We start from the raw sequence: 26,172 nt of genomic DNA on the forward strand, positions 1-26,172 counted from the left end.
CCCCAGGATCCCGCCGCGGGCGCGCGCGCCGCAACGGAGCACCTTGGGTCGGCGCGCTCGGTGGCGCGCGCCGCGCGGGCGTGCGCCGCTCCGCCCGGCGGGCGGGCCACCGTCGAGCGCGCGCGGCACGGGCGGGGAGCGGGGGGCACCGCGGTTCGTACGCAGGCCACCTCCGGAGCGCCCCGCCTCTCTGCGGCGCCGGGCAGGGTGCCGGACGTAGCATGAGGGTGCGGCGCCGGGGCCGCCGGTCTCGGCGCGGCAGGCGCTAGGCAGGCGGAGGTGACGCGATGCAGAAGCCCATCGAGATCGGCTGGCGGAACGTGACGCCCTCCCAGGCGGTGGCGACGCTCATCCAGTCCGAGGCGGCGCGACTCGAGCGCGCCTCGGACCGGATCGTCGGGTGCACGGTGAGGCTCGAGGCGCCGAGCCGGCATCACCGGCACAGCGGCGGCCAGTACCGGGTCCGGCTGGAGGTGTCGATCCCGCGCGGCAGGATCGTCGTGGGGCGCAATCCCCCCCTGGGCACGGATACGCACGAGGATCTCTACGCGGTGGTGAAGCAGGCCTTTCGCGAGGCGCGGCGGCAGCTCGAGGATCGCGTGCGGCGTCTCGACGGCCGCGTGAAGGCCCACGCGGCGGCTACGGAGGGGGTGGTGGTGCGCCTGTTCCCGGACGAGCACTACGGGTTCCTGCGCACGCCGGACGGGCGCGACGTCTACTTCCACGCGAACGCGGTGGTGCGCGGCCAGTTCCCGCGGCTCGAGGTCGGCCGCGGCGTCCGCTTCGTCGAGGAGAGCGGCGACGAGGGCCCGCAGGCGAGCACGGTGGACCCGCTCCCGGTCCGCCGCAGCGCGCCGGCGCACTGAAGCCGGCGCGGGCGGCGCGAAGGCGGGATCGGACGGGCGCCTCGAGGCGGCCCGGCGGCCGAGGGGGGCGCTCCCCTCTCGTTTTCGCGGCTGCGAGTTGCGCGACGCGGCCGTCCGCGCGAGATCTGGAGGCGGCGCGCCCCGTCGGGCGGCCGCGGAGAAACCATGCAGAGCCCTGCACCCTCCGGCCTCGCCCCCGGCTACCTCGTCGCCGCTCCCGCCCTCTCCGACCCGAACTTCGCGGGCTCGCTCGTGCTCATGGCCGAGCACCACGGCGAGGGGGCGCTCGGGTTCGTCGTGAATCGCCCCGGTCCGGTGACGGTCGCTGAGGTGCTCGCGAGCGTGGACGAGGACCTGCGCCGCGCTGCGGAGGCGCACGGCCGCGCCGACGCGCCGGTGCTCGTGGGCGGCCCGGTCCAGCCGGAGCGGCTCTGGATCCTCTTCCGGCCAGGGACCGTGGCGGCCGACGCCGAGGGCGCGGTGAAGGTCGGCGACGCCCTCTCCCTGGGCGGCTCGCGCGAGCTGCTGGAGGCGCTCGTGCGCGCTCCGGGCGCCGGCGATCCGTTCCTGCTCCTGCTCGGCTACTCCGGCTGGGCGCCGATGCAGGTCGAGCGGGAGGTGGCGGCCGGCGCGTGGGTGCCGCTCGAGCTCGACGGCAGCTCGCTCGTGTTCGACGTGCCGCTCGAGAAGCGCTGGGACACCGCGGTGCGCCGGCTCGGCCTGGAGCCGGGGGGATTCCTGGTCGGCGGCGGCGGGGCGTCGGCCTGACCCACGTGCGTCTCGAGGGGTACCCGGGATGCGCCTGGCCGTCTCCTTGACGGCCGACCGTCCGTTCAGTATCCATCTGTTCAGGTCCCGACGAAAGCGCCTGTCAGGGCGCGCTGCTAGGAGAGACCTCCACCGCGCAAGTCGCCGGGAGCGCTGAAGGCGCCCCCCGCAAGGAGACGAAAGAAATGGCCGTCGCACCGGAGAAGGAGAAGGCGATCGAGCTGGCCGTCTCGTCCATCGAGAAGGCCTTCGGGAAGGGCTCGATCATGCGCCTCGGCAACGAGGAGGCGCTCGTGAAGGACGTCCAGGCGGTCTCGACCGGCTCGGTCTCGCTCGACATCGCCCTCGGCGTCGGCGGGTTCCCGCGCGGCCGCATCATCGAGATCTACGGCCCGGAGTCCTCCGGCAAGACGACCCTCGCCCTCCACGCGGTGGCCGAGGCGCAGAAGAAGGGCGGCATCGCGGCGTTCGTCGACGCCGAGCACGCCCTCGACGTGGGCTACGCGCGGAGGCTGGGCGTCCGCACCGACGACCTCCTCATCTCGCAGCCCGACACCGGCGAGCAGGCCCTCGAGATCGCCGAGACGCTCGTCCGCTCCGGCGCCATCGACGTGCTCGTCGTCGACTCGGTCGCCGCGCTCGTGCCGAAGGCCGAGCTCGAGGGCGAGATGGGCGACGCGCACATGGGCGTGCAGGCGCGCCTCATGAGCCAGGCGCTCCGCAAGCTCACCGGCACGATCTCCAAGTCCTCCACCATCGTCATCTTCATCAACCAGATCCGCATGAAGATCGGGGTGATGTTCGGGAACCCGGAGACGACCACCGGCGGCAACGCGCTCAAGTTCTACGCCACGCAGCGGCTCGACATCCGCCGCATCGGCGCGATCAAGGACGGCGACCAGATCATCGGCAACCGCACCCGCGTGAAGGTGGTGAAGAACAAGGTCGCCCCTCCGTTCAAGGAGGTCGAGTTCGACATCATGTACGGCCAGGGGATCAGCCGCGAAGGCGACCTGCTCGACCTCGCCTCGAACGAGAACATCGTCGAGAAGAGCGGCACCTGGTTCAGCTTCGGCGGCGAGCGGATCGGCCAGGGCCGCGAGCAGGCGAAGGCGTTCCTCCGCGAGCACCCCGAGGTGCTGCAGCAGGTGGAGGGGAAGACCTTCGAGAAGTTCGGGATCCACCGCGGCCCGGTGGCGGTCCCCGCGCCGCCCCCCGAGGAGCCCGAGGAGAAGAAGGGCCGGGCCAAGTCGGCCCGCTGATCTTCCAGCCTTTTCACCGGCCGAGGGCCTCCGCCCCTCCCGCCTTTCCACCCGGGCGGGCGAGCGAGACCCGAACGAAGCGCGCTACACTCGCCGGCCCGGACGCCACGTGCCGAGACGGCTCACCGACAGACGGTGGCTGGGGAAGCTCCTCGACGAGGAGCTCCTCCGCCACGATCCTGACCAGGCCCGCGCCCGGCTCCCCGCCGAGGTGCGCGGCGCCGGCGCGTCTCCGCTCGATCTCGCGCCCGCGGCGAACCTGCTCGTCACCCGCTCGCTCAGGCGCCGGGTCGCGGTGGGGCGGCCCGGTGCCTCCGACGGCAGCCGCGCACCCGCGTCCTCTGCCGCGGACGCGTTCATCGAGGAGATCCGCGCGCACATCGGGCTCGCCCTCGATCTCGCGCTCCTGCGCGGCGATCCGTTCGTGCGCGCCCGCCGCCGTGCCGAGATCGCCGCGGCGCTCGCCGCCGCGGTCGGCGAGCACGCCGTCGCGATCGCCGCGGAGCCCGAGCAGCCAGGCGGCGCGAGCGATCGCGCCGTGGATCGAGCCGCCCGCGCCGCGGCGGAGGCGCTCCATGCGCGCTTCTACCCGCCCGGCGATCCGGCGCACGCGCTGCCCCTCCACGCCGGGGCCGTGGCCGTGCTGCGCCGCCGGCTCGCGCGCGTCGTCTGCGGGTACCACCGGGACGGGCGCCTCGTGGCCGAAGCCCTCGCGCGCCACGGCGCCTACGCCGTGCGCGAGTCGGCCCTCCTCGCGGAGGCGCTCGCCGGCCTCCTCGGCGCGGCGGGCCTCTCGGGCGCGCCGGCCCAGGCCGTGCGCCACCGGCAGATCGCGCGCCTCGGCCTCGACCGCGCGGCGACCCGGGAGACGCGCCACGCGATCACCTCGCCCCGGTCGCCCGAGGCCCTCGCCGAGGCCACGCCGGAGCGCGTGCGCGGGTTCCTCCTCGAGCAGCTCCGGCTCGCCCAGCTCGGGCTGAAGCTCGTGCACGACGCGCCGGCAGCGTGGGTCGAGTCGTTCGCGCGCGCCGCCCGGCTCGACGCGCAGGTCATCGCGGCCGCGGAGATCGAGGCCGCCGCGCAGCACGCCGATCACGCGGACTGGCTCGAGGCGCTCGGCGACGGCGGCAGCTCGGGCTGGCACGTGTTCACGGCCGACCTCGACGCCGCCACCGACGTGGTGGTGGAGCGCGTCTCCACGGCCGTCACCGACAACCTCGACGCCCTCGTCACGGAGATCCGCGAGACCGGCGAGCTCGGGCAGCTCCTCGCGAAGGCGGCGGCGGGGAACGCCCTCACGCAGGACGAGAAGCGCAAGGTGAAGGCGCAGCTCGTCGATCTCGCGAAGGCCGTGCCCGCCCTCGCGATCTTCGCCGCGCCCGGAGGGATGCTGCTCCTCCCGCTCGTCGCGAAGCTCCTGCCCTTCAGCCTCCTGCCGAGCTCCTGGGAGCGCCCGGGCGCCTCGAAGCGGAAGCGGGCGGCGAGGTAGGGCTGCGCACGGCCGTCGGTCCCGATGGCCGCGGCCCGTCGCCGCAGGGCGGGCCCGTGCTCCAGGTCGTCGGAAGCGCCCGGCGGTGAGGCCCTGGAGACGAGCCGGGCGCGATCGCCGAGGCGACCGCGCCCGGAGTGAACCGCGGCTCGCTGCTACCGCGCCGCGCGTCGGAGCCGCGTCGCGAGCCGCAGCGCGTCCTCGTTCACGCCGGCGGTGAGGGTCCGGCCGCGATCGTGCGAGATCATGCCGTCGATCTTCGCCGCGAGGTCCGCGCCCGCCGCTCCGAGCGGCTCGCGGGAGGCGATCCAGCCGAGGCCCAGCACGGCGTGGTAGCGCGCGGCGAGGTCGGCGTCCTGCTCGACCGGGCGCACGAGCGCGTCGGCGAGCGCCGCGGCCTGCTTCGCGCCGCCCGCGCGCCCCACCTCGAGCGCCGCGCGATCGCGCACCGCCGCGCTGGGATCCGCGAGCTTGCCCGTCCAGCAGCTCGCGTCCCCGCCGCAGGCGGCGGCGGCGTCGAGCCGCGCGAGCATGCCCTTGAACGCGGCCTCGCGCCCGGCGTCGCAGCCCGCGGCGCAGACGCGCTGCGCCGCCGCCTCCACGACCGAACGCTCGGAGGCGCCGCCGAGGCGGGAGAGCGTGGCGAGCGCGGCGTCGCGGAGCCGCGCGTCCTGCGAGGACGCCGCGCTGCGGAGCGCCGGGACCGCGCCGGCGTCGCCGATGCGGGAGAGCGCGTCGCAGTAGCGGTCGCGCACGTCCGGGTCGCGCTCGCGCGCGACGAGGTCCGCGAGGGGGCGGACCGCCTCGCGGGCGCGCATGCGCCCGAGCGACTCGGCGGCGAAGACGCGCACGTAGAGCGCGAGGCGGGGGTCCGCGTCCTGGTAGGAGAGCTTCTGCACGAGCGCCGGGACCGCCTCTGCGCCCGCGACGTCGCCGAGGAGCTGCGCAGACTTGGCGTAGAGCGCGCCCTGCACGACGCCGCGCTGACGTGCCCAGCCGGCGAGCTCGGCGTCGCGGCCCTCCAGGACCGCGATGAGGGGGGCCGCCATGGGCGGACCGATCTGGTAGGCCGCGAACGCCGCCTCCGGGAAGAAGGACACGCCCGGCCGCTCGTCGAAGAGCATGCGGAGCACGGCCTTGCCGGCGCGCGGATCGGCGATGGAGCCGAGCGCGAGGAGCGCCTTCTTGGCGGTGAACGGCTCGACGCCATCGCCGGTGGCGATCTTGACGAGCGTGTCCACCGCCGAGGGATCGCCGATGCGGCCGAGCGCGTCCACCGCGGCGACCTGCGTGTACCCGTCGGACGAGGCCGTGAGCTGCTTCAGCGCCGGGACGGCCTCGCGCGCGCGCAGCGCGCCGAGCGCCTCGGCGATCCGCCGGTTCGCGTCGACCGTGTCGCGATCCTTGGGCGCCGGATCGAGGGCGGCGAGGAGGGGCGCGGCGGCGCGCGAGTCGCCGATCTCGCCGAGCGCCACGGCCGCCTCGGCGCGGGCGCGCGGCGCCTGCGCGAGGACCTCCACGAGGTACGGCACGGCGGCGGCCCGATCGCCGGGCGCCTTGCGGACGTGGGAGAGCGCGTCGAGCTTCTCGTCGAGCCGGCTGCGGCTCGCGGCGCGCTTCGCCCAACCGGCGGGATCGCTGGGGCTCCCGCACGCGGCGAGGAGGAGGCAGGCGGCTACGGCGGGGAGGGTTCGCATGTGGGGACCTCTCTGGCTAGGGCGCGGCGTGCCGCTGCGGCGCAGGGACGGCGAGCGGCGTGGGCTCGGGATCGTCGAGGGCGAGGGCGCTGCGCCGCTCGCGCGCGGCGGCGGCGAGCGCCTCGATGGCGGGGGCGAGCTCCGGCGAGCGCACCGCGGCGGCGCGCATCCGCGCGAGGGCGTCCTCGAGGACCGCCGCGTGCCGCGCCTCGCGCGCCTTCATCCGCTCGACGGCCTCGATGAAGGTCCGGAAGAAGGCCTTGAGCTCGTCGCTCCTGCGGAGGGTGCGCATCTGCGGGAACCGACCCTCGGAGAGGACGCGCAGGTAGTGGCCCATCACGAAGATGGGGCCGGCGACGCGGTGGGTGATGACGACGCCGAGCAGCCCGAGGGAGCCGGCGAGGAGCAGCGCGATCGCGGCGAACGCCCAGAGGAGCACGCGGTCGCTGCGCGCCACGAGGGCGCGGGTCTCCGGATCGGCGGCGACGAGCGCGGTCACCTGCGCGTGGACCTGGTGGAGCCACAGCCCGAACACGACCGCGACGAGCAGCCCGGCGCCTGCCATGAGGAGCGCGTACTTGAGCTGGAAGCCGCGGTCGACGAGGACCTGCCGCCGCTTCACGGCTGCGCCGGGCGCGTCGGCTGCGGCGGATGCCTCGGCCATGCGATGCTCCCTCCGGCCCCGCGACGCCGGGCCCCCGCGATTCTATCGTTTGCCCCTCGCACCGCAACGACGCCGTCGCACGGGAGGTGACGATGCAGGTTCCACGCCCACTCGCCTCCACGTGTGGGGACATCTACCGAACCGCCGTCGCGCAGCTCGGCGCGGCGCGTCGCGTCGCCGAGGCGCTCGCGGAGGAGCCGCTCCCCGCGGGCCCCGTGCGCGTGCTCGCCCTCGGAAAGGCCGCGACGCCGATGATCGAGGCCGCCCTCGCCGTGCTGGGGTCGCGCGCGTCGGACCCGCTCTGCGTCCACCCCGAGGGCACGCGGGCGCCGGCGGGCGTGCGCACCATCGCGGCCGGCCACCCGCGCCCGACGCGCGGCTCGCTCGAGGCCGGCGAGGCCATCGCCGCCTGGGCCGACGCGAACGGCGGGTCGGCCGCGCTCGTGCTCCTCTCGGGCGGCGGCAGCGCGCTCGCCGTGGCCCCGCCGGCGGGGATCTCCCTCGACGACAAGGCGGACGCGCTCGCGGCCGTGATGCGCGCCGGCGCGACGATCCAGGAGCTGAACGCCGTCCGGAAGCACCTCTCCGCGCTGAAGGGCGGCCGCCTCGGCGCGCGGCTCGCGCCCGCGCCGGTGCGCGTGCTCGTCCTCTCCGACGTGCCGGGCGACGACCTCTCCACGATCGCGTCCGGGCCGCTCGTGCCCGATCCGACCACCTGGGCCGACGTCGAGAGGATCCTCGCCCGCACCGGCGCCCGCGCCGCCCTGCCCGCCTCTGTGCGCGCGTTCGTGGATGAAGAGTCGGCGGCGGCCCGCGAGACGCCGAAGCCGGGCGACCCGCGCTTCGCGGCGATCGCGCACCGCCTCCTCGCCGGCCCGGGGGATCTCGCCCGCGCCGCCGCCGAGGTTGCTCGCGGGCGGGGGCTCGACGCGGAGGCGGATCCCGCGCCGCTCGTGGGCGACGTCGCGGAGGTGGCGGCGCGGCTCGGCGCGTGGGCGCGCGCGAACGCGGGCCAGGGCCGGCGGCTCCTCGCGCTGGGCGGCGAGCCGACCATCCACGTCCCGCCCTCCGCCGCCAACCCCGACGGAGGCCGCGCGCAGGCGCTCGCGCTGCTCGCGGCGAAGGAGATCGCCGGGCTGCGCGCCGCCGTCCTGGCCGCGGGCTCCGACGGGCGCGACGGTCCGACCGAGCACGCGGGCGCGGTCGTGGACGGCGAGACCGCGGGACAGGCGGCCCGGGCCGGGATCGATCTCGACGCGGCGCTCGCCGAGGCGCGCTCCGGCCCCGCCTGCGCCGCGCTCGGCGCCGCCATCCCGCGCTTCGAGACGGGGACGCACGTGTGCGATCTGGTGATGGTGGCGGTCGAGTGACCCCGACCCGACCGCGACCTTCGTTCGCCCCGATAGACCCCGACCTCGACCCCGCCTATACAGACCCCCTCATGCGCATCGTCTTCATGGGCACTCCCGCCTTCGCCGTACCCCCGCTCGACGCGCTCGCGCGCGCCGGGCACGAGATCGCGGCGGTGGTGGCGCAGCCGGATCGCCCGGCCGGCCGCGGGCAGGCGCTGCGCGAGCCGGCGACGAAGGCGTGGGCGCGCGAGCACGGCGTCCCGGTGCTGCAGCCGGTGAAGGTCCGCGACGGCTCTCTCGCGCGCGAGCTCGCGCAGCTCCGCCCGGACCTCCTGGCCGTCGCGGCGTACGGGCGGATCCTGGGCCGCGATCTCCTCGAGCTCGCGCCGCACGGCGCGCTCAACGTGCACGGGTCGCTCCTGCCGAAGTACCGCGGCGCTGCGCCCATCCAGTGGGCGATCGCCGAGGGCGAGGCGGAGACGGGCGTCTCGATCATGCAGATGGACGAGGGGCTCGACACGGGCGACGTGCTCCTCCAGCGCGTCCTCCCCATCGGCCCCGACGACACCTCCGAGACGCTCGCGCCGAGGCTCGCCGCGCTGGGCGGCGAGGCGCTCGTCGCGGCGCTCGCGCTCCTCGCCGCGGGCGAGCTCGTTCCGGTGAGACAGGACGGGACGCGCGCCACCCTCGCGCGGATCCTCGAGAAGGAGGACGGGCGGGTGGACTGGACGGTCCGCGCCCGGCGCATCCGCGACCGGCTGCGGGCGTTCACGCCCTGGCCCGGGGCGACGACCACGCTCGAGGGACGGTCCGTGAAGCTGCTCGAGGTCGTCGAGGATCCCGCCGCCGCGGCGGCGGCGCCGGACGCCCCCGGGGCGGCCGCGGTCGTGCCGGGGCGCGGCGTCGCGGTGCGCTGCGGCGAGGGGACCGCGCTCCTCGTCACCCGGCTGCAGCCCGAGGGGAAGCCCCCGCAGGCCGCGGTCGACTTCGCGAACGGCCTGCGCCGTCGCACCTTCACGTTCGGCACATGACGACCGCACGCCAGATCGCCTTCGAGGTCCTGCGCCGCGTGGACGAGGGCGGCGCCTACGCGTCGCGCGCGCTCGACGCGGCGCTCGCGGGCGCCGGCGCGCTCGACCCGCGCGAGGCCGGCCTCGCGACCGAGCTCGTCTACGGCACGCTCCGCCGCGCGCTCGCCATCGACGGCGCGCTCGCGCCGCACTCGCGGCGCCCGGTGGACGCGCTCGATCCCGCCGCGCGCGTCGCGCTCCGGCTCGGCGCCTACCAGCTCCTCTTCCTCAGGAAGCCGGCCCACGCGGCCGTCGGCGAGACCGTCTCGCTCGTGAAGGCGGTAGACCACGGGCGCGCCTCGGGCTACGTGAACGCCGTGCTGCGCTCCCTCGCGCGCGCGTCGACCCTGCCCGAGCCGCCCGCCCTCGCGGTCGATCCGGTGGGGCACGTCGCGGTGGCCGAGGCGCTGCCCCGCTGGCTCGCGGAGGAGTGGGTCTCCTGGCTCGGACCGGAGGAGGCGCTCGCGCTCGCGCGCGGCATGAACCAGCCGGCCGCGCTCACGGTGCGCTCGCCGGATCGCGACGCCCTGCTCGCGCGGGCCCGGGCGGCCGGCCTCGCCGCCGAGCCCACGCCCCGCTCGCCGGACGGGATCGTCCTCGCGGGGGCCTCGGTCGCCGCGCTGGCGCGGGCCGCGGGCGGGCTCGCCTTCCAGGTGCAGGACGAGGCCGCTCAGCTCGTCACCCTCTACGCGGCGGGCGCGCTCCGCGGGACGCGCGCGCGCGTGCTCGACGCCTGCGCCGCCCCCGGCGGGAAGGCGTTCCACCTCGCCGAGCTGCTCGCGCCCGGCGCCGAGGTCGTCGCGGTGGAGCTCCACCCGCGCAAGGCGGAGGAGCTCGCCCGCGAGGCGGCGCGCCGCGGCCTCACCGGCGTCCGGGTGATCTGCGCCGACGCAGCTCGCCCCATCCCGGGCCTCGAGCCCGAGAGCTTCGACGCCGTGCTCGTGGACGCGCCCTGCGCCGGCCTCGGCACCCTCCGGCGCCACCCGGAGCTGAAGCTGCGGCGGACGCCCGCCGATCTCACCCGGATGGCCGAGCTCCAGGCGGCCGTGCTGGCGAGCACCGCGCGCTACGCTCGACGGGGCGCGCCGGTGACCTACTCGATCTGCTCGCTCTCGCGCGCCGAGGGCCCGGACGTGGTCGCGGGCGCGCTGCGCGCAGGCTTCGCCCGCGCCGCGGGCGGCGCGGTGCCGGCGGACGTGCTCACGCCCGACGGCGACCTGCTCACCGTGCCCCATCGCCACGGGACCGACGGCTTCTACGCGGCACGGCTCGTACGGTGAGTTCGGGGTCCGCGCCGCGGACCTTCGCCGCCCCGCGCCGCGGCCCACGCGCCGGCCGGTCTCGCGTAGACTGTTCGCCCCATGCCCCTGCCGATCCGCATCGCCCCCTCGATCCTCTCCGCCGACTTCGGCCGCCTCGCCGAGGAGGTGCGCGCGATCGAGGCGGCGGGCGCGGACGTCGTGCACGTGGACGTGATGGACGGCCGGTTCGTGCCGAACATCACCATCGGGCCGCTCGTGGTCGAGGCGGTCCGGAAGGTGACGAAGCTGCCGATCGACGCGCACCTCATGATCGTCGAGCCGGAGCGCTACGTGGAGGCGTTCGCCCGGGCGGGCGCCGACCTCGTCTCCGTCCACGCCGAGGTGTCCCCGCACCTGCACCGCACGCTGCAGGCGATCCGCGCCGCCGGCGCGCGGCCCGCCGTCGCGCTCAACCCCTCGACGCCGCTCTCCGCGATCGAGTGGGTGATCGGCGACTGCGAGATGGTGCTCGTCATGACCGTGAACCCCGGGTTCGGAGGCCAGCGCTACATCGACGCGTGCACCGACAAGATCCGCCAGCTCCGGGCGCTCGCCGACGCGCGCAACCCGGCGCTGGAGATCGAGGTGGACGGCGGGGTGAAGCCCGAGACGGCGGCCCTCGTCGCGGGCGCGGGCGCGAACGTCCTCGTCGCGGGGACCGCCGTGTTCGGCGCCCCCGACTACCGGGCCGCCATCGACGCGATCCGCGCCGGCGCGGAGGGTGCGCGCGCGGCCGGTGGCCGGAGGTGAACGTCGCCGCGGCCATCGCCGCGTCGGCGGCGCTCGTCGCGGTGCTCGCCGGCGCGCTCTCGCGCCGGCTCTCGCTCGCGCCCGGCTGGCGCGATCAGCACCGCTTCTCGCTCGTCGCGTTCTCCGCGGCGGCCTACGCGGTGTGCAACCTCGCGACGACGCTCGGGCTCCCCGATCCGATCGTCACGCTCACCTCGCGGTTCCAGGTGGCGAGCGCGCTCGTGCACTTCTGGGCCTGGTTCGGCTACTCCGAGACGTTCGCCGGCCTGAAGCCCGGCCGGTGGCAGCACGCGGCGAGCCGGGCGTTCCTCCTGCTCGCCGCCCTCGCGCTCATCCCCGGCGTGGTCTTCACGTACGACGTCGTCAGCCACGAGGTGCCGGCGTTCGGCGCCGTCTACCGGGACGCCCTCCCGACCACGTTCGGCTACGCCGTCTTCGCCGTCCTCCTCGGCGCCTCGCTCGTCACCTGGTGGCGCTTCGTGCGCGCCTGGCGCGCCGGCATCCGGCACGCCGGCGTCCACGCCGCCGCCTTCGGGACCCTGATCCTCTTCGGCCTCAACGACGCGTTCGCGACGACGGGCCGGTTCCCGACGCCGTACCTCCTCGACACCGGCTTCATCGTGCCGATCGTCGCGGTCTACTGGACGATCACCGTGCGCTTCTCCGACAACGCCCGCGCGCTGCAGTCGATGCGCGCGCGGCTCGAGGAGCTCGTCGACACCCGCACGCACGCGCTCGCGGAGGCCCAGGCCGCGCTGCACCAGTCCGAGAAGCTCGCGGCCCTGGGCCGGTTCGCGACCGCGGTCGCCCACGAGATCCGCGACCCGGCCGCGGTGATCACGACGAACCTGCGCCTGCTCGAGGACGGGCTGCGGCGCGCGGACGGCTCGGGCCACGAGGGTCGCGACGCCATCGCGGACGCGCTCGCGGCGCTCGAGCGGCTCGGCACGCTCGTCCGCGCGCTCGCCGACGCGGGCGGGGCCGCCGCCGCGGAGCCTGGCGGCCGCGCCGTCGTCGCCGACGTGGTGCGGGCGAGCGTGTCCCACGCCCGCATCCGCGCGGGCGACCGGATCCGGATCCTCGAGGAGATCCCGGCCGGCCTCTCCGTGCGCGCGCGGCCGGAGAGCGTCGCGCACGTGCTCGGCAACCTGCTCGCGAACGCCGCCGACGCGGTGCCGGAGGGGCGCGCCGGCCGCGTCGAGGTGCGCGCGGAGCGGCGAGGGGGCGCCGTGCGGATCACCGTCTCCGACGACGGGGCCGGCATGCCGCCCGACGTCCTCCGCCGCGCGTTCGAGCCGTTCTTCTCGACCAAGCGCGACGGGCGCGGGCGCGGGCTCGGGCTCGCCATCTCGCGGGGCGTGGTGGAGGGGAGCGGCGGCGCGCTCTGGCTCGAGAGCGAGCCGGGCAAGGGCACGCGCGCCGTGCTGGAGCTGCCGGAGCTCGGCGGCTGATCGACCGATCCGACGCGGGCCGCGCCTTCACGGCCCGCCCGCGACCCGGGGGCCGGTCAGTCCTCGACCGCCTCCACGCGGACGCGGGCGAGGCCGCGGTCGACGATCCCGAGCTTGCGCGCCGCCGCCATCGAGAGGTCGACCACCCGCCCGCGCTTGAACGGCCCGCGGTCGGTGACGGTGACGACGACGCTCCGCCCGTTCTCGAGATCGGTGACCTTGAGGCGCGCGCCGAACGGCGCCCGGGGGTGCGCGCAGGTCATGGCGTGCATGTCGTAGCGCGCCCCGCTCGCGGTGCGCCGGCCGTGGAACTTCCTCGCGTAGAAGCTCGCGAGGCCGACCTCGCCCTCCTCGCCCGCGGGCGCGGCCGAGGACGGGCGCGGCGACTCCTCGGGCTCCGAGCGACGCGGGGCGTGGGTGCAGGCGGCGAGGGCGGCGAGGAGCACGGCGACCGGCGCGACCCGGCCGAGCGTGCGCGGGCGCCGAGCGCTCACGGCCGCGCCCTCCGCCGGAAGGTGCGCGCGACCTCCGGGTGACTCGCGAGCAGCGTGAGCGCCTGGTCGAGCAGGGTGCGCCCCGGCTCCATCTTGAACCAGGTGGAGGCCCCGGACGGATGCGGGAGCGGGATGACGTCGACGTCCACCCCGTGGAACTGCGTCCTGAGCGTGCGTCCGACCACGGCCGCGATGGGCTCCGTGTGGCCGAGCACCTCCTGGATGGCGAGCCGGCCGACCGGAATGACGAGTCGCGGCGCGAGGATCTCCACCTCTCGGGCGACGAAGCCCCGCCACAGCGCGCACTCGTCGGGCGTGGGGACCCTGTCCCCTCCGCCCTTCGTCTTGCCGGGAAAGCAGCGCACCACGGCGCTGATGTAGACGCGCGCCCGCACCGTCTCCTCGTCGGCGCCGGTCGCGCGCTCGAGCCAGCGGAAGAGCGTCTTGCCCGCCGTCCACGCGAAGGGGCGGCCGAACCGCGCCTCGTGCGGGCCGGGCGCCTGACCGATGAGGAAGATGCGGCTCGCCACGGCCGGGCCGTGCACGGGCGGACCGAAGCCGCGCGGCTGGAACGCCTGGATGTCGCGGTGCACCGCCGCGAGCGCGGCGGCGGCAGCGGCGCGCCCCGCGCTCAGCGCCACGGCTCCTCGCGCACGGAGTGGATCCAGCCCTCCGAGCGCGGCACGTTCGACGGGACGCCCTGGAACCCGTCCTCCCACGCGGCCGCGGCGCCGGTGGCGGCGAGGACCGCGTCGAGGTGGTCGCCGCGGCCGTCCTCGACGACCTGCGCGGCCTGCTCCATCTCGAACTCCAGCTTCGAGGCGCTGCGGAGGGTGCGGAGGATCGCCGCGCGGGTCGAGGCGCGAGAGATGCCGTCGCGGTCGTCGTCGCGGTAGGCGCAGACGCCGCAGACGACGCGGGCGACGTGCGCGGGCCGCACCTCCGCCACGGCGGGCTTGCCGGTCTGCGGCGGATCCCAGGGGAGGAAGCTCGCCTGGACCTGGGCGAGCGTGCACAGCCCGAAGAACGTCTGGCGGTAGCTGCGCGCGCTCGTCGGCGCCCCGACCTCTGCGCGGTAGCAGTCGGTCGCGCGCGGGCGATCCTTGCCGAGCTCGTCCCGGAACTTCGCCGCGCCCTCGGTGAAGTCGCCTCCCGGACCGACGAACCGCTCGTGGAGGTTCCGGCCGAGCACCGCCGGCCCGCGGATGGCCTGGCGCAGGAGCCCGAGCTGGCGGAGGTGGGTCTCCGAGAGCGACAGGGCGAAGTCCACGCCGAGGACGAGGCGCCCCTCGGCCCACTTCGCCTCCTCCGCGACCCAGGCGGCGAAGCGCGCGTGCACGTCGCGCCGGCCCGGCGCGTCGGTGAACGGACGCCACAGCCGCGTGAGCCTGGTCTTCGTCCGGCCGCACTCGATCTTGGCGGCGAGGATCTGGTTGCCCGCGCCCTCGACGCCGCTCCAGCGGAGGCCGATGACGACCCCGCGATCCGGCAGCGAGAACGAGGGCGGGCGCGCGCGGCCGAACACCGCCGCGGCAGAGCTGCTCGTGCCCTCGTTCTCCGACATCTTCCTGGACTCTCCGGCGCACGCGGCGCGACCGGTGCGTTTACCTTTCGCTTGCCATGAGTGTCAACGGCGCACCCCGGATCACCCCGGCGCGAGTCTCGATTGGGGCCACCTCGCGTACCCGGGTTCCCGGACGGGATCCCGCTGCCTAATGTGCAGCCGAACGTGGCTTCCCCCGCCCGCATCCTCGTCGTCGAGGACGACACCGCGATCCGGCAGACGCTCGCGGAGCTGCTCCAGGACGAAGGCTTCGAGGTCTCCTGCGCCGCGAACGGCGCCGAGGCGCTCGCGCACCTCACCCGCTCCGCTGCACCGAGCGTCATCCTGCTCGACCTCACCATGCCGGTGATGGACGGCTGGACGTTCCGCTCCGCCCAGCGCGAGGACCCGCGCATCGCAGGCATCCCCACGGTGGTGGTGTCGGCGAACCACGCCGCGGACCGGCGCGCCGTCGCAGGGCTCGGCGCGGCCGCGTTCCTCGCGAAGCCGTTCGATCTGGACTCGCTCATCGACACGATCCACAGGCTGTGCTGAGGCTGCGACCGGTGGTGCCGCCCGGCTCGTGAAGTCGCCGATGGCCCCGCTCCTCGACCGCGCGATCGACGGGTTCGCGATGTGGACGGAGGATCGCCGCGTACGTCCGGCGGTCGGCTTCCGCGCGGCCCCCGGCGTGCCGCTCGACTGCTTCGGGCCGCTGCCGGTGCTCCCCGCGGCGCCGCCGCGGGAGGGGGACTGGCTCGCGGAGTCGCCGCGCCCCGCCCCGGGCGACGACAGGATGGCCGTGCACGCGCGCGCCGCGCGCGGTGCCCGGCGGGGAACCGCCATCCTGGTGCCGCCGTGGAAGGTGCCGCGGCTCGCCGTCGTCGCCGGGTACGCGCGGCTCCTCGCGCGCGCGGGCCTCGACGTCTGGACGCTCGTGCCGCCGCGCCACCTGCAGCGCTCGCCTCCGGGCACGCGCAGCGGCGAGGGCTTCGTCTCGCCCGACCTCCCCGCGCTGCGCGGGGCGTTCGAGCAGCTCGTGCTCGAGATCAGGGTCCTCACGGCGCTCGCCCGCGCTCGCGGGGAGGGATCGGTCGGGGTGGTGGGGCTCTCCCTCGGCGCGCTCGCCGCCGCCCTCGCCGCGACCGCGCCCGAGCCGCTCGACTTCGCGGCGCTCGTCGCGCCTCCGGCGGATCTGGCGGCGGTGTTCGCGGGCACCCGCATCGGCCGGCGCTACCTCGCCCTCGCGCGCCGCGCCGGCGCGCCGGCGCCCCCGCCCGACGCGCTCTCCCGCATGCTCGCGCCCTTCCGCGCGGACGCGCGCCGGCCGACCGCGCGGCGCGTGCTCGTGGCGGTGGGACGGGAGGATCGGATCGCGCTCAGCGCGGGCGCGCTCGGGCTCGCGGCGGCCTGGGGAGCGACCGCGCGGAGCTACCCGCGCGGCCACCTCACCCTGATCTTCGCCTGCCGCGCGCTGCGGCGCGATCTCGCCCGCTTCGTCGCGGGCGCGGACCTTTGACTACTTCGCCGGGCAGGCGTCGCGCGCGGCCTTCACCGCGTCGAAGAACTCCGCCGGGACGACGCCGCCGCGCACGACCGGCCACGACCGCTCCATCGCCTGGCGCCACGGGGCGGCGTCGACCTTCACGACCTGCAGGCCCTGCTTCTGCATGGCGCCGACGGCGTCGGCGTTGAGGCGGCGAACCTCGACGTCGACCTTCTGCCCGAGCTCCTTCGCGATCTGGAGCAGCTTCGGCCGGAGGTCCGCCGGGATCTTCTCCCACGCGTCCTTCCGCACGAGGGTCGCCCCCATCATGTAGGACCAGGACACGTCCATCATGTTGTTCGCCTTCTCGAACAGGCGCGCGGTGAGGACGTAGAGGGGGACGTTCGGGACGCAGTTGATCATCCCGGTCTGGAGCGACGGGTACATGTCGTTCGCGGAGAGCACGACCGGCTGCATCCCGGCCGCCCGGAACGCCTCGACGCTCTTGGGATCGCCCTCCCACGCCCAGATCTTCGCCCGGCTCATCTCGGCGGGGGTCTTGAACGGCGAGTCGCAGAACAGGTGGATCGCCCCGATCCGGCTCCACTGCAGCGCGATGAGGCCGCGCTTCTCGAGCGCCTGCTCCACGCGGGGGCGCACCTTGTCGAAGGCGCACTCCATCTGCCCCTCGCTCTGGAACAGGAACGGCACGCTCAGCGCCTGGGGCTCGGGGATGACGTCGTGCATGCCGACGTTCGAGATGGCGGCCGCCTGGAGCTGGCCGATCCCCATCTTGCGGACCATGTCGCCCTCGGACCCTTGGGCGCCGCCTGCGTAGATGCGGAGCTTCACCTTCCCGCCCGACGCCTGCTCCCACTTCTGGGCCATCTCGCGGAGGAGGTCGTGCCAGGTGGAGCCCTGCGGCGCGAGCGTGCCGAGCTTCAGCGTCACGGTCTGCGCGCGGGCGGCGGTGGCGAGCGCCGCGAGCAGCGCGGCGAGGAGCAGCTTCTTCACGGGGATCTCCTTGGGGATCAGAGGAACAGGTCTTCGACGTGGTCGAGCAGGACGCGCGCGCGCCGCTGCGCGAGGATGTTCGCGAGCCGGTACTTCGGCACTTCCTCGGCGTTCGCCCGCAGGACCTCCTCGAGCTCGCGCTCGAACGCGGCCCGGTCCTGCTGCTTCACCAGGGTTCCCTCTGCATAAGCGACGCGCGGGCCCAGCTTCTTGTTCAACGAGAGCTCGAGCGCGCGGTCGAGGTGCGCCTTCGCGCGCGCCGGGCCGCCGCCCTCGTGCTCGCCGCGGGCGGCGTCCAGCGAGACGAAGTACTCGTGCAGCGCCCCCTCCCCCCAGCGCTCGTCGAGCGCGAGCGCCCGCTCCATCATGGCGACCGGGATCGGGAGCTCGGCCACGAGCGCCATGTCTCCCTTGCCGTTCGCGATGGCGAGCGTCCAGGCGGACGCCGTCCAGTAGAGCGCCTCCACGTCCCGCTTCTCGGCGCGCTTCAGCGCCTTGGCGAGATCCCGCCCCTCGCGGAGCTGCGCCGAGAGGTGCTCGTGCCGCTCTTCGAGCGCCCTCAGGCCGTAGTCGCGCGCGCGGAGGTACAGCTTGCGCGCCCGCTCCCGGCCGGCGCGGGCCGCGTCGAGGTTGCCGTCGAGGTCCGCGCGATCGGCGTCCGACTGGACGAACGCGTACGCATACTGGGTGAAGTTGCCCGCCAGGGCCCGGAGCAGGCCCTCGTGCTCCGGGTTCTCGGAGAGGAGCCCCTCCATCGTCTTGAGGCCGAAGGGCACGGCCTCGCGGACGAGCTCGGGATCGTCGTCCGACCCGTAGGCGGAGCCGCTCTGGGCCACGGCGTCGGAGACGAACGACATGGCGGTGCTGCGACAGCCGGTGAGGGACGCAGCGGTGACGGAGAGTGCAGTGACGAGCAGGAGTCGCTTCACGGGAAAGGGCGCGGCTGAGGGGAGTTCGTGGTAGTCATATTTGCCCCTCCCTGACGGGTCAATCGACTTTCTCGTGACCGCCCCATCCACGCTCCCTCCCGACTCCGAGGTCGCTCCCGCCCGCGCCGCCGGCACGCGGCTCGAGCGCGGCCTGCTCGCCTTCTTCCTCCTCGCGATGGTCGCCCTCCCCGCGGCCTCGACGGTCTCGCGCCGCTTCACCGGGCGCGAGCTGCCGGGCTCCGCGGTGCTCGCGCAGCACATCACGCTGTGGGTCGGCTTCCTCGGCGCGCTGCTCGCCACCGCGTCCGGCCACCACCTCGCCCTCTCGACCATCGAGCTCGTCCCCGCGGGACGCCCGCGGCGGATGGCACGGTTCTTCACCCAGGCCGTGTCGGCGGCCGCCTGCGCGCTCCTCGCGTGGGCGTCGGCCCGGCTCGTGGCCGTCGAGTGGAGGGGCTTCGGGACGGTGGCGTTCGGCATCCGCGTGGCGTGGAGCGAGCTCGTGATGCCGATCGGCTTCGGCTTCATGGCGCTCCGCTTCGCCTGGCGCGCCGGCGACGGGGCCGGCGCGGAGCGCTGGGCGACCCGCGCCGCGGCCTTCGCCCTCGCCGCCTCCGCCTTCGTGCTCGGCGCGGTCGAGCCCGGGCCGACGCTCGTCTGGATCCTCCTCGCGATCGTGCTCGCGGCGTTCCTGCTCGGCGCGCCGGTCTTCGTCGCGATGAGCGGCGTCGCGATGGCCCTGTTCTTCCGCGACGGGGGCTCCGAGGCGATCGCGGCGGTGCCCACGGCCACGTTCAACCTCGTCTCCTCCGCCACGCTGCCGGCGATCCCGCTCCTCACCGCGGCCGGCTACGTGCTCGCCGAGGGCGGCGCCGCGCAGCGGCTGGTCCGCGCGTACAAGGGGATCTTCGGCTGGATGCCCGGCGGCGTCGCCATCATGGCGACCTTCGTCTGCGCGCTCTTCACGACGTTCACGGGCGCGTCCGGCGTCACGATCCTCGCGCTCGGCGGGCTCCTCCTCCCCGCGCTCCGCCGCGAGGGCTACCCGGAGGACTTCTCCGTCGGGCTCGTCACCGCCTCCGGCTCGCTCGGTCTGCTCTTCCCGCCCTCGCTGCCGGTCATCCTCTACGGCGTGGTCGCCCAGGCGCCCATCGACCACCTGTTCCTCGGCGGGCTCGTCCCGGGCCTGCTCATGATCGTCATCGTCGCCGCGTACGGCGTGGCGGTCGGCATCCGCTCCCACGCGCCGCGCGAGCGGTTCGAGCCGCGCGAGGCGGCCGCCGCGCTGTGGGCGGCGAAGTGGGACCTCGGCCTGCCGACCCTGGTCGTGGTCTCCGTCGCGACCGGGTTCGCCACCATCGTCGAGGCGGCGGCGCTCGCGGCGGCCTACTCGATCGTGGTCGAGCTCTTCATCTTCCGCTCCATCCACCCGCTGCGGGATCTGCCGCGCGTGCTCGTGGACGCGGCCGCCCTCGTCGGCAGCGTGCTCATCCTGCTCGGCACGGCGCTCGGGCTCACCTCCTGGTTCGTGGACGCGGAGATCCCCACCCGGCTCGTCGAGTGGATGACCGCGACCGTGAAGAGCCCGGCGCTCTTCCTGCTCATGCTGAACGCGGTGCTCCTCGTCCTCGGGAGCGTGCTCGAGATCTACTCGGCGATCGTGGTGCTCGCCCCCCTCGTGGCGCCCCTCGGCGCGGCCTACGGGATCGAGCCCATCCACCTCGGCGTCGTGTTCCTCGCGAACCTCGAGCTCGGGTTCCTGTTCCCGCCGATGGGCCTGAACCTCTTCCTCGCCGCCTCGCGCTTCGGCAAGCCCCTGCCCTACATGTACCGCAAGGCCTTCCCGTTCCTGCTCATCATGGCGGCGGGCGTGCTCGCCATCACCTACCTGCCGGCCATCACGACGGGCGTCGTCGAGCTGCTCGTCGGGAAGTAGCGCGCCCGCGCGGCCCCGTACCCGGGAGCGCGCGCCGCGGCCTTCAGGCCCCGTCGCCCGCGCGGGCGGGCCAGCCCTCGCGCAAGGCGAAGATCGCGAACGTCACCGCGTACGCGCCCACCACGTCGATCGCGTAGTGCAGGTGCGAGAGGAAGACCGACGCGACGACGAGCACGTGGGCGACGAGCGCGGCCGCGCGGAGCGGCGGCGAGCGCCACACGTACAGCACGAGCAGGAAGGTGGTCGCGGTGTGGCCCGAGAAGAACAGATCCTGCGTGAGGTAGGCGCGCATGGACCCGTCGGCGAACACCTGCCACGGGGACACGAGGGACAGGAACACCTCGCCGAACCCGTGGCCCGCGATCCCGACGCCGCCGACCTGCGGCGGCGGGGCGCCGAGCCCGGTGAGGACGAGCGTCGCGCCGCGGGCGAGCGAGACGAGGCCGCCCGTCACGGTGTAGCGGGCGAAGCGGCGAGGCGCGCGCCACAGGAGCGCGAGCGCGAGCGGGACGTACGCGACGAGCCAGAGCACGTAGTTCGCGCGGGCGATCCAGTCGACGTACGGCACCGCCGACAGCACGAGGTCCGGGAGCGGCGGCGCGAGGCGCCGCTCGTTCCAGATCGCCGCGGCGGTCATGACCGCGTAGCAGGCGGCGCGGAAGGCGAGCGCGCCGAGCACGGCGCGCCACAGCGCGCGCAGGCCGGCGAGCCCGCGCGGGCCCTCGGCCTCGATCGCGGCGACCTCGACCCGCTCACCCTCTGTTCGTCGCAGGTCCACGGGCGGGCTTATCCCACGCGCCGGCGCCGGCGCGCAAAGGCGGCCTACGCCGGCTCGCCCGCGAGCAGCCGGAGGAGCTTCGGCCGGACCCCGGCCGCCGCCACGAGCGCGTCGAGCCGCTCCTTCGCGTCGCGCGAGGAGGCCCGCACCTTCTTGCCGAGGATGAGCTCGTTCTTCACCGAGTGCTCCCACCCGGTGAGCTCGGTGACGGTCACCTTGTAGCCGGCCGCCTCGAGCGCGAGCGCGCGGACGACGTTCGTGAGGTGCGACCCGAACTCGCGCCGGTGCCAGGGGTGGTCGAAGAGCGGCGCGAGGAGAGGGGACGGCGCCGGCGCACCGGCGAGCTGGCGCGCCACCTCCGCCTGGCAGCACGGCACCACCGCGACGTGGTCCGCGCCGTGGCGGATGGCGAGCGCGAGCGCGTCGTCCGTGGCCGTGTCGCAGGCGTGGAGCGCGGTGACGACGTGGACGCGCTCGGGCACGGGCGCGCCCGCGATGGGCGCCTCGACGAAGCGGAGCCGGTCGAACCCGAGCCGCGCGGCGCGCTCCGCGCCCGCGCGCGCGAGGTCCGGGCGCGACTCGACCGCGAGGAGGCTCCCCTTGCCGGCCGGCCGGAGGAAGAGCTCGTAGAGGACGAAGCCGAGGTAGCTCTTGCCCGCGCCGCAGTCCACGACGACCGGGTCGCCGAAGCGGCCGAGCACGTCGTCGAGCGCCGGCGCGAGGAGCCCCGCGAGGTGGTTCACCTGCTTGAGCTTGCGCAGGCTGTCCGCGTTGAGATCGCCCGCGCGCGTGAGGAGGTGGAGCTCCTTCAGGAGCTCCGTGGACGTGCCGGGGAGGAGCTCGCGGCGGACGGCCTCCCCTTTCACCTGGCGGCGCATGCGGGCGTGTTGTAACCGAGGGAGGCGCCGAGATCGAAGATGATCTCGATCCTCGCCCCCGATCTCGCCCTCGACCCGACCCATGCACCCCTTCCTCTCCCTCCCCTCCCCCTGGCTCGTCGCCCACCGCGGCGGCAGCGCCCTCGCCCCGGAGAACACGCTCCCCGCCTTCGACGTGGCCGCGGAGCTCGGCGCGGACGCCATCGAGACCGACGTGCGGCGCACGCGAGACGGCGTGGTGATCGTCTTCCACGACGAGACCACGGAGCGGATCACCGGCGCGCCCGGGACGGTCGAGGGCCGGACGCTCGAAGAGCTCCGGACGCTCGACGCCGCGTTCGGCTTCACGCCGGACGGGGGCCGCACCTTTCCGCGCCGCGGCACGGGCGTCCGGATCCCCACCTTCGCCGAGGCGCTCGCGCGCTACCCGGCCATGCGCTTCATCGTGGACGCGAAGTCCGAGGAGCCGGCGCTCGCCGAGGCGCTCGCGGCGGCGATCCGGGCGGCCGGCGCGGAGCACCGCGTCTGCGTGGGATCGTTCTTCGACGCGCAGGCCGAGCGCCTGGGGGCGATCGTCCCCGCCTGCGCGCGGTACCTGCCGCAGGAGGCCGCCACCTGCCACGTCCTCGCGGCGCTCTCCGGCGGCGACGCGTCCGCCTGCCCCGGCGGCTACGCGCTCGCCTCGCTGCCGGCGCGCATGAACGAGCTCGAGGTGGTCTGCCCGCCGGTCATCGCGCACTTCCACGGGCGCGGCATGCCCGTGCACGCCTGGACGGTCGACGCCGCCGACGAGATGCGCGCGCTGCTCGCGATGGGCGTCGACGCGATCGTGACCGATCGGCCCGACGTGCTCCGCGCCGTGCTGGGCCGCTGACGCCCCGCTCGCGTCGGGGTCACTTGCCGGCCGGCGGCGCCTCGCCCGCGGGCGGCTTCATCAGCTCCTCCAGCTTCTTGCGCTGCTCCGGCGGGAGGTTCTTCAGCGCCTCCTCGCGCTGCTTCATCGCCTCCTCCATCTTCTGCTGCATCTCCGGCGAGGCGACCGGCGACTCCGTGCGGGCGTAGCCGGCCGGCACCTCGAGCATCGAGGCCGGCACCTTCTGCTTCTTCGCGCTCACGAGCTCCATCTTCATGCGCGGCTCGCCCGTCTTCGCGTCGAGGAGGACCCAGCGCGCCGGCAGGCCGTCGAGCCCGGCTTCCTTCAGGGCGCGCGGCAGCGCCGAGTCCGCGTCGCCGCTCGCCGCCGCCCAGCCCGCGACGGTCCCGAGCTCGCGCGTCACGCAGACGTCGAAGCTCGCGCCGCCCGAGCTCTCGACCTTGGCCCGATCGCAGCGGAGCCCCGCGACGCGATCGCTCCCGGCGCGCTTCACCGTCCAGCGCTCCTGCGGCTCGCCCTCCCGCTTCGAGTCGACGACGCTGTAGCTCTTGCGCTCCTCGTGCAGGAAGTACACGCGCCCGGGCTCGCTCGCCTTCACGATCGAGATCATCCGCAGCCGGTCCTTCAGCCCCTGCTGCACGAGCTCGGGCGGCGGGGCGACGTCGAGCTCGCTGCGCGAGCCCCTCGGCGACAGGTACACGACGGCGTGGCCCTCGCGCGCGGGCCCTTCGCCCCCCGTCATCCGGTACTCGGCCCTGCCCTCGAACTCCGCGCCGCGCGCGCCGAGGGCGACCGCGAGCGAGAGCGCTGCGACGACGAGCTGACGCATGGACATCCCTCCCGGCCGCCCCAGTAGCGGCCCGGCCGATGATGCGCCGCTCGGCGGCAGCGCGCCACGGGAGACCTCGCCTGCTGCCCCACCCGGAGGGAACCCGAGGCGAGGGCCTGCGCGGCGAGCGGCGCGCGCGCCCCGGCGCGCTCGCGCTCGGCCGTCCGGCGGGACGGAGGATCAGCCGTGCGCGCTGGCGAGATCCGGGTGCTTCTCGACGAACTCGTCGAAGGTGCCCGGGAAGTCGAGCACCGGCTCCCCCTGGTGCAGCGCCCAGATGCGAGTGCCCACCTCGCGGATGAGCTCCTGGTCGTGCGTGACGACGACGAGGGTGCCCTCGTAGCGCTGCAGCCCCTCCGAGAGCGCCGCGATCGACTGCAGGTCGAGGTGGTTCGTCGGCTCGTCGAGGACGAGGACGTTGTCCTTGAAGAGCATGAGCTTCGCGAGCAGGAGCCGGACCGTCTCGCCGCCGGAGAGCGTCGCGGTGGGCTTCATCCGCTCCTCGCCCGAGAACAGCATCCGGCCGAGCAGCCCGGAGATCTCCTCGTTGGAGAGCTTGTCCTCGAGCTCGCGCAGCCAGCCGAACGCGGTGGTCCCCGGCCGGATCGCCCCCTGCTGATCCTGCGGCAGGTAGCCGACCTGCGCCTGGTGGCCCCACTTCACGTGACCGTGGTCCGGCTGCAGCTCGCCCGCGATCATCTTCACGAGCGTGGTCTTGCCGACGCCGTTCTTGCCGATGACGCAGATCTTCTCGCCGCGGGTGACGAGCGCGCTGAACGGCTGGATCACCTCGTTGCCGCCGTAGCGCTTGTCGATGCCCTCGACGGTGAGCGTCTGCTTCCCCGAGGGCGCCTTCTGCTCGAACTTGATGAACGGCGCCTGGATGTTCGAGCGCTTCATGTCCTCGAGCTTGAGCTTCTGCATCGAGCGGATGCGGCTCTGGACCTGGGAGGCGCGCGTGCCGGCGTGGAAGCGGGCCACGAACTCGCGGAGCTGCTCGATCTTCTTCTTCTTCTCCGCGTTCTCCGACTCGACGCGCGAGCGCACCTGGCCCTTCTGGCGGACCATGTCGTCGTAGCCGCCCGGGTAGGTGATGATCGTCTCGTAGTCGATGTCCGCGATGTGCGTGCAGATCGCGTTCAGGAAGTGGCGGTCGTGCGAGATGGTGATGAGCACGCCCTCGTAGGCGTGGAGGAACTTCTCCAGCCAGCGGATGGACTCGATGTCGAGGTGGTTCGTGGGCTCGTCGAGGAGCAGCCCCTGGGGCTTGCCGAAGAGCGCCTGCGCGAGCAGGACGCGCAGCTTGTAGCCGCCGGTGAGCGCCCGCATGGGCTGATCGTGCCAGGGCTCCTCGATACCGAGGCCCTGGAGCAGCTCCGCCGCGTCGGCCTCCGCCGAGTAGCCGTCCTCCTCGGCGATGGTCCCCTCGAGCTCGCCGAGCCGGGTGCCGTCCTCATTGGAGATCTCCTCCTTGGCGAGGAGCGCCTCCTTCTCCTGGATCGCTGCCCAGAGCCCGCCGTTGCCCATGAGGACGACGTCGAGGACGCGGTTGTCCTCGAAGCGGAAGTGGTCCTGGCGGAGGATGCCGAGCTTCTTCGGCCGGAGAACGGAGCCGGTGTCGGACTCCTCGTCCCCGGCGAGGATCTTCATGAAGGTGGTCTTGCCCGCGCCGTTCGGGCCGGTGAGGCCGTACCGGTTCCCGGGCGAGAACGCGACGTTCACGTCCTCGAAAAGCCGCTTCGGGCCGAAGGCCTTGGTGACGTTCTGCACTGAGATCATGGTCGCGGGGCGTTTTAGCGGAAACGCCGGGTATTTGCGAGCCGGCCGAACCCTCGCCGGAACGGCCTCCCTCCGCGCGCGGCGAGCGTCCGCCAGCGTTCGCGTTCTCGACCCGCTCGCCCTCGCGGTTTAGGCTCCCGCCGCGTGAGGGCGCCCCGCGCCGAGTCCCGCTTGCCCGCCCGCCCGGCCGCCCGCGCCGCTGCGCTCCTGGCGCTCGTGCACGCGCTGCCGCTCCTCGATCGCGCCGCCTTCGGCGCGGTGCTGGAGCGGATGCGCGCCGACCTGTGGCTCACCGATCTGCAGCTCGGGCTCGCCGCGAGCGTCCCCGCGCTCGCGCTGGGCGTCCTCGCGCTGCGCCCCGCGCGCGCGCCCGCCCGAAGGATCCGCGGGGTGCTCTCGGCCGCCCTGTGGAGCGCGGCGGGGGCGCTCGCCTGGGCGTCGCGGGGCGCGGGGACGCTCCTCCTCTCGCGCGCGGCGGCGGGCGCCGCCTCGGCGGCCGCGGCCCCTGCGCGGCAGACGCCGCGCGAAGGCGAGGAGACCTTGCCCGGCGGCGGCGCCCTCGTCACCACTGCGGTCGCGCTCGCGGCGCTCGGTTATGCGGGCGCTGGCGCGCTCGGCTGGCGGCTCGGCTGGCGCGCGGCCCTCGTCGCCTCCGCGGCGACCTCGCTCCTCGCCACCGTCACGCTGAGCCGGGGGGCGGTCGCCGCCGCCCCTTCCGCGCTCCCCCGCCATCCCGCGTTCCGGCGCGCGCTCGCCGGCGGCGCGCTCGTCGCCTTCGCGGCCGGCGCGCTCGCCACCTGGGCGCCCGCGTTCCTGGAGCGCGCTCGCGGGGTGCCGCGCGCGATCTCGCCGCTCGAGACCGGCGCGGCCGTGCTCATGGCCGGGGCCGCGGCCGCCTGGGGACGCGGCGTCCTCGCGGAGGCGCTCCGGCGGGCCGGCGCTTCCCGCTGGCTCTGCCCCGG

General features: G+C 75.2%; 24 protein-coding genes and 1 pseudogene. 14 read left to right on the top strand and 11 right to left on the bottom strand.

Annotated elements, in window-relative coordinates; all coding sequences use genetic code 11:
* Positions 1-287 precede the first annotated feature (287 nt).
* The 4 genes from MNZ29_RS16455 to MNZ29_RS16470 all read left to right on the top strand — a co-directional run bounded on the left by MNZ29_RS16455 (position 288) and on the right by MNZ29_RS16470 (position 4,385).
* Positions 288-866 carry an HPF/RaiA family ribosome-associated protein gene (locus MNZ29_RS16455; protein ID WP_242339914.1) on the top strand — a complete coding sequence of 193 codons (579 nt, stop codon included), beginning with the start codon at positions 288-290 and terminating at the stop codon, positions 864-866.
* A 165-nt stretch (positions 867-1,031) separates the two neighbouring features.
* The gene (locus tag MNZ29_RS16460) at positions 1,032-1,634 is read left to right on the top strand and encodes a YqgE/AlgH family protein (protein ID WP_242339915.1); all 603 of its coding nucleotides are present in this window, start codon (positions 1,032-1,034) and stop codon (positions 1,632-1,634) included.
* Positions 1,635-1,819: 185 nt separating this feature from the next.
* Positions 1,820-2,896 carry a recombinase RecA gene (recA, locus tag MNZ29_RS16465; RefSeq protein ID WP_242339916.1) on the top strand — a complete coding sequence of 359 codons (1,077 nt, stop codon included), beginning with the start codon at positions 1,820-1,822 and terminating at the stop codon, positions 2,894-2,896.
* Positions 2,897-3,005: 109 nt separating this feature from the next.
* Positions 3,006-4,385 (top strand): LETM1 domain-containing protein, encoded by a 1,380-nt coding sequence (locus tag MNZ29_RS16470; protein WP_242355961.1) that lies wholly within the window; start codon positions 3,006-3,008, stop codon positions 4,383-4,385.
* A 155-nt stretch (positions 4,386-4,540) separates the two neighbouring features.
* Here MNZ29_RS16470 and MNZ29_RS16475 read toward each other — a convergent pair whose 3' ends face one another.
* Positions 4,541-6,082, bottom strand: a complete 1,542-nt coding sequence (locus tag MNZ29_RS16475; RefSeq protein WP_242339918.1) for a HEAT repeat domain-containing protein — start codon at positions 6,080-6,082, stop codon at positions 4,541-4,543.
* Between the two features lie 16 nt (positions 6,083-6,098).
* Entirely contained in the window at positions 6,099-6,746 is a 648-nt protein-coding gene (locus tag MNZ29_RS16480; protein WP_242355962.1) for a hypothetical protein, read from the bottom strand.
* A gap of 92 nt (positions 6,747-6,838) precedes the next feature.
* Here MNZ29_RS16480 and MNZ29_RS16485 point away from each other — a divergent pair, with 92 nt between their 5' ends.
* The 5 genes from MNZ29_RS16485 to MNZ29_RS25030 all read left to right on the top strand — a co-directional run bounded on the left by MNZ29_RS16485 (position 6,839) and on the right by MNZ29_RS25030 (position 12,670).
* Complete coding sequence (locus MNZ29_RS16485; RefSeq protein ID WP_242355964.1) at positions 6,839-8,116, top strand: glycerate kinase; 1,278 nt, start codon at positions 6,839-6,841, stop codon at positions 8,114-8,116.
* Positions 8,117-8,187: 71 nt separating this feature from the next.
* Positions 8,188-9,129 carry a methionyl-tRNA formyltransferase gene (fmt, locus tag MNZ29_RS16490; RefSeq protein ID WP_242355966.1) on the top strand — a complete coding sequence of 314 codons (942 nt, stop codon included), beginning with the start codon at positions 8,188-8,190 and terminating at the stop codon, positions 9,127-9,129.
* Complete coding sequence (locus MNZ29_RS16495; RefSeq protein WP_242355968.1) at positions 9,126-10,448, top strand: transcription antitermination factor NusB; 1,323 nt, start codon at positions 9,126-9,128, stop codon at positions 10,446-10,448. Before fmt ends, MNZ29_RS16495 begins: the two co-directional genes overlap by 4 nt.
* An 81-nt stretch (positions 10,449-10,529) precedes the next feature.
* Positions 10,530-11,219, top strand: coding sequence for a ribulose-phosphate 3-epimerase (gene rpe / locus MNZ29_RS16500; RefSeq protein ID WP_242339923.1), 690 nt, complete (start codon positions 10,530-10,532; stop codon positions 11,217-11,219).
* Positions 11,216-12,670: a sensor histidine kinase gene (locus MNZ29_RS25030; RefSeq protein WP_242355970.1), complete on the top strand. Its 1,455-nt coding sequence runs from the start codon at positions 11,216-11,218 to the stop codon at positions 12,668-12,670. The genes rpe and MNZ29_RS25030 overlap by 4 nt, the downstream gene beginning before the upstream one ends.
* A gap of 56 nt (positions 12,671-12,726) precedes the next feature.
* Here the strand turns inward: MNZ29_RS25030 and MNZ29_RS16510 are convergent, their stop codons facing one another.
* Genes MNZ29_RS16510 through MNZ29_RS16520 form a run of 3 tightly spaced genes read right to left on the bottom strand, consistent with a single transcriptional unit; the run spans position 12,727 to position 14,728 of the window.
* On the bottom strand, positions 12,727-13,164 hold the full coding sequence (locus MNZ29_RS16510; protein ID WP_242339925.1) for a septal ring lytic transglycosylase RlpA family protein: 438 nt from the start codon (positions 13,162-13,164) through the stop codon (positions 12,727-12,729).
* A complete protein-coding gene (locus tag MNZ29_RS16515; protein ID WP_242339926.1) occupies positions 13,161-13,805 on the bottom strand; it encodes a uracil-DNA glycosylase family protein in 645 nt (214 codons plus the stop codon). The genes MNZ29_RS16510 and MNZ29_RS16515 overlap by 4 nt, the downstream gene beginning before the upstream one ends.
* Positions 13,796-14,728, bottom strand: coding sequence for a DUF429 domain-containing protein (locus MNZ29_RS16520; RefSeq protein ID WP_242339927.1), 933 nt, complete (start codon positions 14,726-14,728; stop codon positions 13,796-13,798). The genes MNZ29_RS16515 and MNZ29_RS16520 overlap by 10 nt, the downstream gene beginning before the upstream one ends.
* A 165-nt stretch (positions 14,729-14,893) precedes the next feature.
* Between MNZ29_RS16520 and MNZ29_RS16525 the strand changes: the two genes are divergently transcribed.
* Positions 14,894-15,262, top strand: a complete 369-nt coding sequence (locus MNZ29_RS16525) for a response regulator (RefSeq protein WP_242339928.1) — start codon at positions 14,894-14,896, stop codon at positions 15,260-15,262.
* A 40-nt stretch (positions 15,263-15,302) separates the two neighbouring features.
* Positions 15,303-16,226 (top strand): hypothetical protein, encoded by a 924-nt coding sequence (locus MNZ29_RS16530; protein ID WP_242339929.1) that lies wholly within the window; start codon positions 15,303-15,305, stop codon positions 16,224-16,226.
* Here the strand turns inward: MNZ29_RS16530 and dctP are convergent, their stop codons facing one another.
* On the bottom strand, positions 16,227-17,207 hold the full coding sequence (gene dctP / locus MNZ29_RS16535) for a TRAP transporter substrate-binding protein DctP (protein ID WP_242339930.1): 981 nt from the start codon (positions 17,205-17,207) through the stop codon (positions 16,227-16,229). It abuts the gene before it with no gap.
* Between the two features lie 17 nt (positions 17,208-17,224).
* A complete protein-coding gene (locus MNZ29_RS16540) occupies positions 17,225-18,136 on the bottom strand; it encodes a TRAP transporter TatT component family protein (protein WP_242339931.1) in 912 nt (303 codons plus the stop codon).
* Between the two features lie 73 nt (positions 18,137-18,209).
* Here MNZ29_RS16540 and MNZ29_RS16545 point away from each other — a divergent pair, with 73 nt between their 5' ends.
* On the top strand, positions 18,210-20,072 hold the full coding sequence (locus MNZ29_RS16545; protein WP_242339932.1) for a TRAP transporter large permease subunit: 1,863 nt from the start codon (positions 18,210-18,212) through the stop codon (positions 20,070-20,072).
* Between the two features lie 43 nt (positions 20,073-20,115).
* Here MNZ29_RS16545 and MNZ29_RS16550 read toward each other — a convergent pair whose 3' ends face one another.
* Both MNZ29_RS16550 and MNZ29_RS16555 read right to left on the bottom strand, forming a co-directional pair.
* Positions 20,116-20,850 (bottom strand): phosphatase PAP2-related protein, encoded by a 735-nt coding sequence (locus MNZ29_RS16550; RefSeq protein WP_242339933.1) that lies wholly within the window; start codon positions 20,848-20,850, stop codon positions 20,116-20,118.
* A 44-nt stretch (positions 20,851-20,894) separates the two neighbouring features.
* Positions 20,895-21,728 (bottom strand): SAM-dependent methyltransferase, encoded by an 834-nt coding sequence (locus MNZ29_RS16555; RefSeq protein WP_242355972.1) that lies wholly within the window; start codon positions 21,726-21,728, stop codon positions 20,895-20,897.
* 82 nt (positions 21,729-21,810) lie between these two features.
* Between MNZ29_RS16555 and MNZ29_RS16560 the strand changes: the two genes are divergently transcribed.
* Complete coding sequence (locus tag MNZ29_RS16560) at positions 21,811-22,602, top strand: glycerophosphodiester phosphodiesterase (RefSeq protein ID WP_242355974.1); 792 nt, start codon at positions 21,811-21,813, stop codon at positions 22,600-22,602.
* A gap of 19 nt (positions 22,603-22,621) precedes the next feature.
* Here MNZ29_RS16560 and MNZ29_RS16565 read toward each other — a convergent pair whose 3' ends face one another.
* Positions 22,622-23,431: a DUF4412 domain-containing protein gene (locus MNZ29_RS16565; protein ID WP_242355975.1), complete on the bottom strand. Its 810-nt coding sequence runs from the start codon at positions 23,429-23,431 to the stop codon at positions 22,622-22,624.
* A gap of 180 nt (positions 23,432-23,611) precedes the next feature.
* Positions 23,612-25,210: an ABC-F family ATP-binding cassette domain-containing protein gene (locus MNZ29_RS16570; RefSeq protein ID WP_242355977.1), complete on the bottom strand. Its 1,599-nt coding sequence runs from the start codon at positions 25,208-25,210 to the stop codon at positions 23,612-23,614.
* 144 nt (positions 25,211-25,354) lie between these two features.
* Between MNZ29_RS16570 and MNZ29_RS16575 the strand changes: the two are divergent.
* A pseudogene (locus MNZ29_RS16575) lies at positions 25,355-26,172 on the top strand (hypothetical protein); the annotation flags it as partial.

This window comes from Anaeromyxobacter sp. SG64, from assembly GCF_022690745.1.
Classification (GTDB): Bacteria; Myxococcota; Myxococcia; order Myxococcales; family Anaeromyxobacteraceae; genus Anaeromyxobacter; species Anaeromyxobacter soli.

Coding starts and splice junctions, on each gene's coding strand:
- MNZ29_RS16455 (WP_242339914.1), top strand. CDS start 288: ATGCAGAAGCCCATCGAGATCGGCTGGCGGAACGTGACGCCCTCCCAG.
- MNZ29_RS16460 (WP_242339915.1), top strand. CDS start 1,032: ATGCAGAGCCCTGCACCCTCCGGCCTCGCCCCCGGCTACCTCGTCGCC.
- recA (WP_242339916.1), top strand. CDS start 1,820: ATGGCCGTCGCACCGGAGAAGGAGAAGGCGATCGAGCTGGCCGTCTCG.
- MNZ29_RS16475 (WP_242339918.1), bottom strand. CDS start 6,082: ATGCGAACCCTCCCCGCCGTAGCCGCCTGCCTCCTCCTCGCCGCGTGC.
- MNZ29_RS16480 (WP_242355962.1), bottom strand. CDS start 6,746: ATGGCCGAGGCATCCGCCGCAGCCGACGCGCCCGGCGCAGCCGTGAAG.
- MNZ29_RS16485 (WP_242355964.1), top strand. CDS start 6,839: ATGCAGGTTCCACGCCCACTCGCCTCCACGTGTGGGGACATCTACCGA.
- fmt (WP_242355966.1), top strand. CDS start 8,188: ATGCGCATCGTCTTCATGGGCACTCCCGCCTTCGCCGTACCCCCGCTC.
- MNZ29_RS16495 (WP_242355968.1), top strand. CDS start 9,126: ATGACGACCGCACGCCAGATCGCCTTCGAGGTCCTGCGCCGCGTGGAC.
- rpe (WP_242339923.1), top strand. CDS start 10,530: ATGCCCCTGCCGATCCGCATCGCCCCCTCGATCCTCTCCGCCGACTTC.
- MNZ29_RS16520 (WP_242339927.1), bottom strand. CDS start 14,728: ATGTCGGAGAACGAGGGCACGAGCAGCTCTGCCGCGGCGGTGTTCGGC.
- MNZ29_RS16530 (WP_242339929.1), top strand. CDS start 15,303: ATGGCCCCGCTCCTCGACCGCGCGATCGACGGGTTCGCGATGTGGACG.
- MNZ29_RS16555 (WP_242355972.1), bottom strand. CDS start 21,728: ATGCGCCGCCAGGTGAAAGGGGAGGCCGTCCGCCGCGAGCTCCTCCCC.
- MNZ29_RS16560 (WP_242355974.1), top strand. CDS start 21,811: ATGCACCCCTTCCTCTCCCTCCCCTCCCCCTGGCTCGTCGCCCACCGC.
- MNZ29_RS16565 (WP_242355975.1), bottom strand. CDS start 23,431: ATGCGTCAGCTCGTCGTCGCAGCGCTCTCGCTCGCGGTCGCCCTCGGC.
- MNZ29_RS16570 (WP_242355977.1), bottom strand. CDS start 25,210: ATGATCTCAGTGCAGAACGTCACCAAGGCCTTCGGCCCGAAGCGGCTT.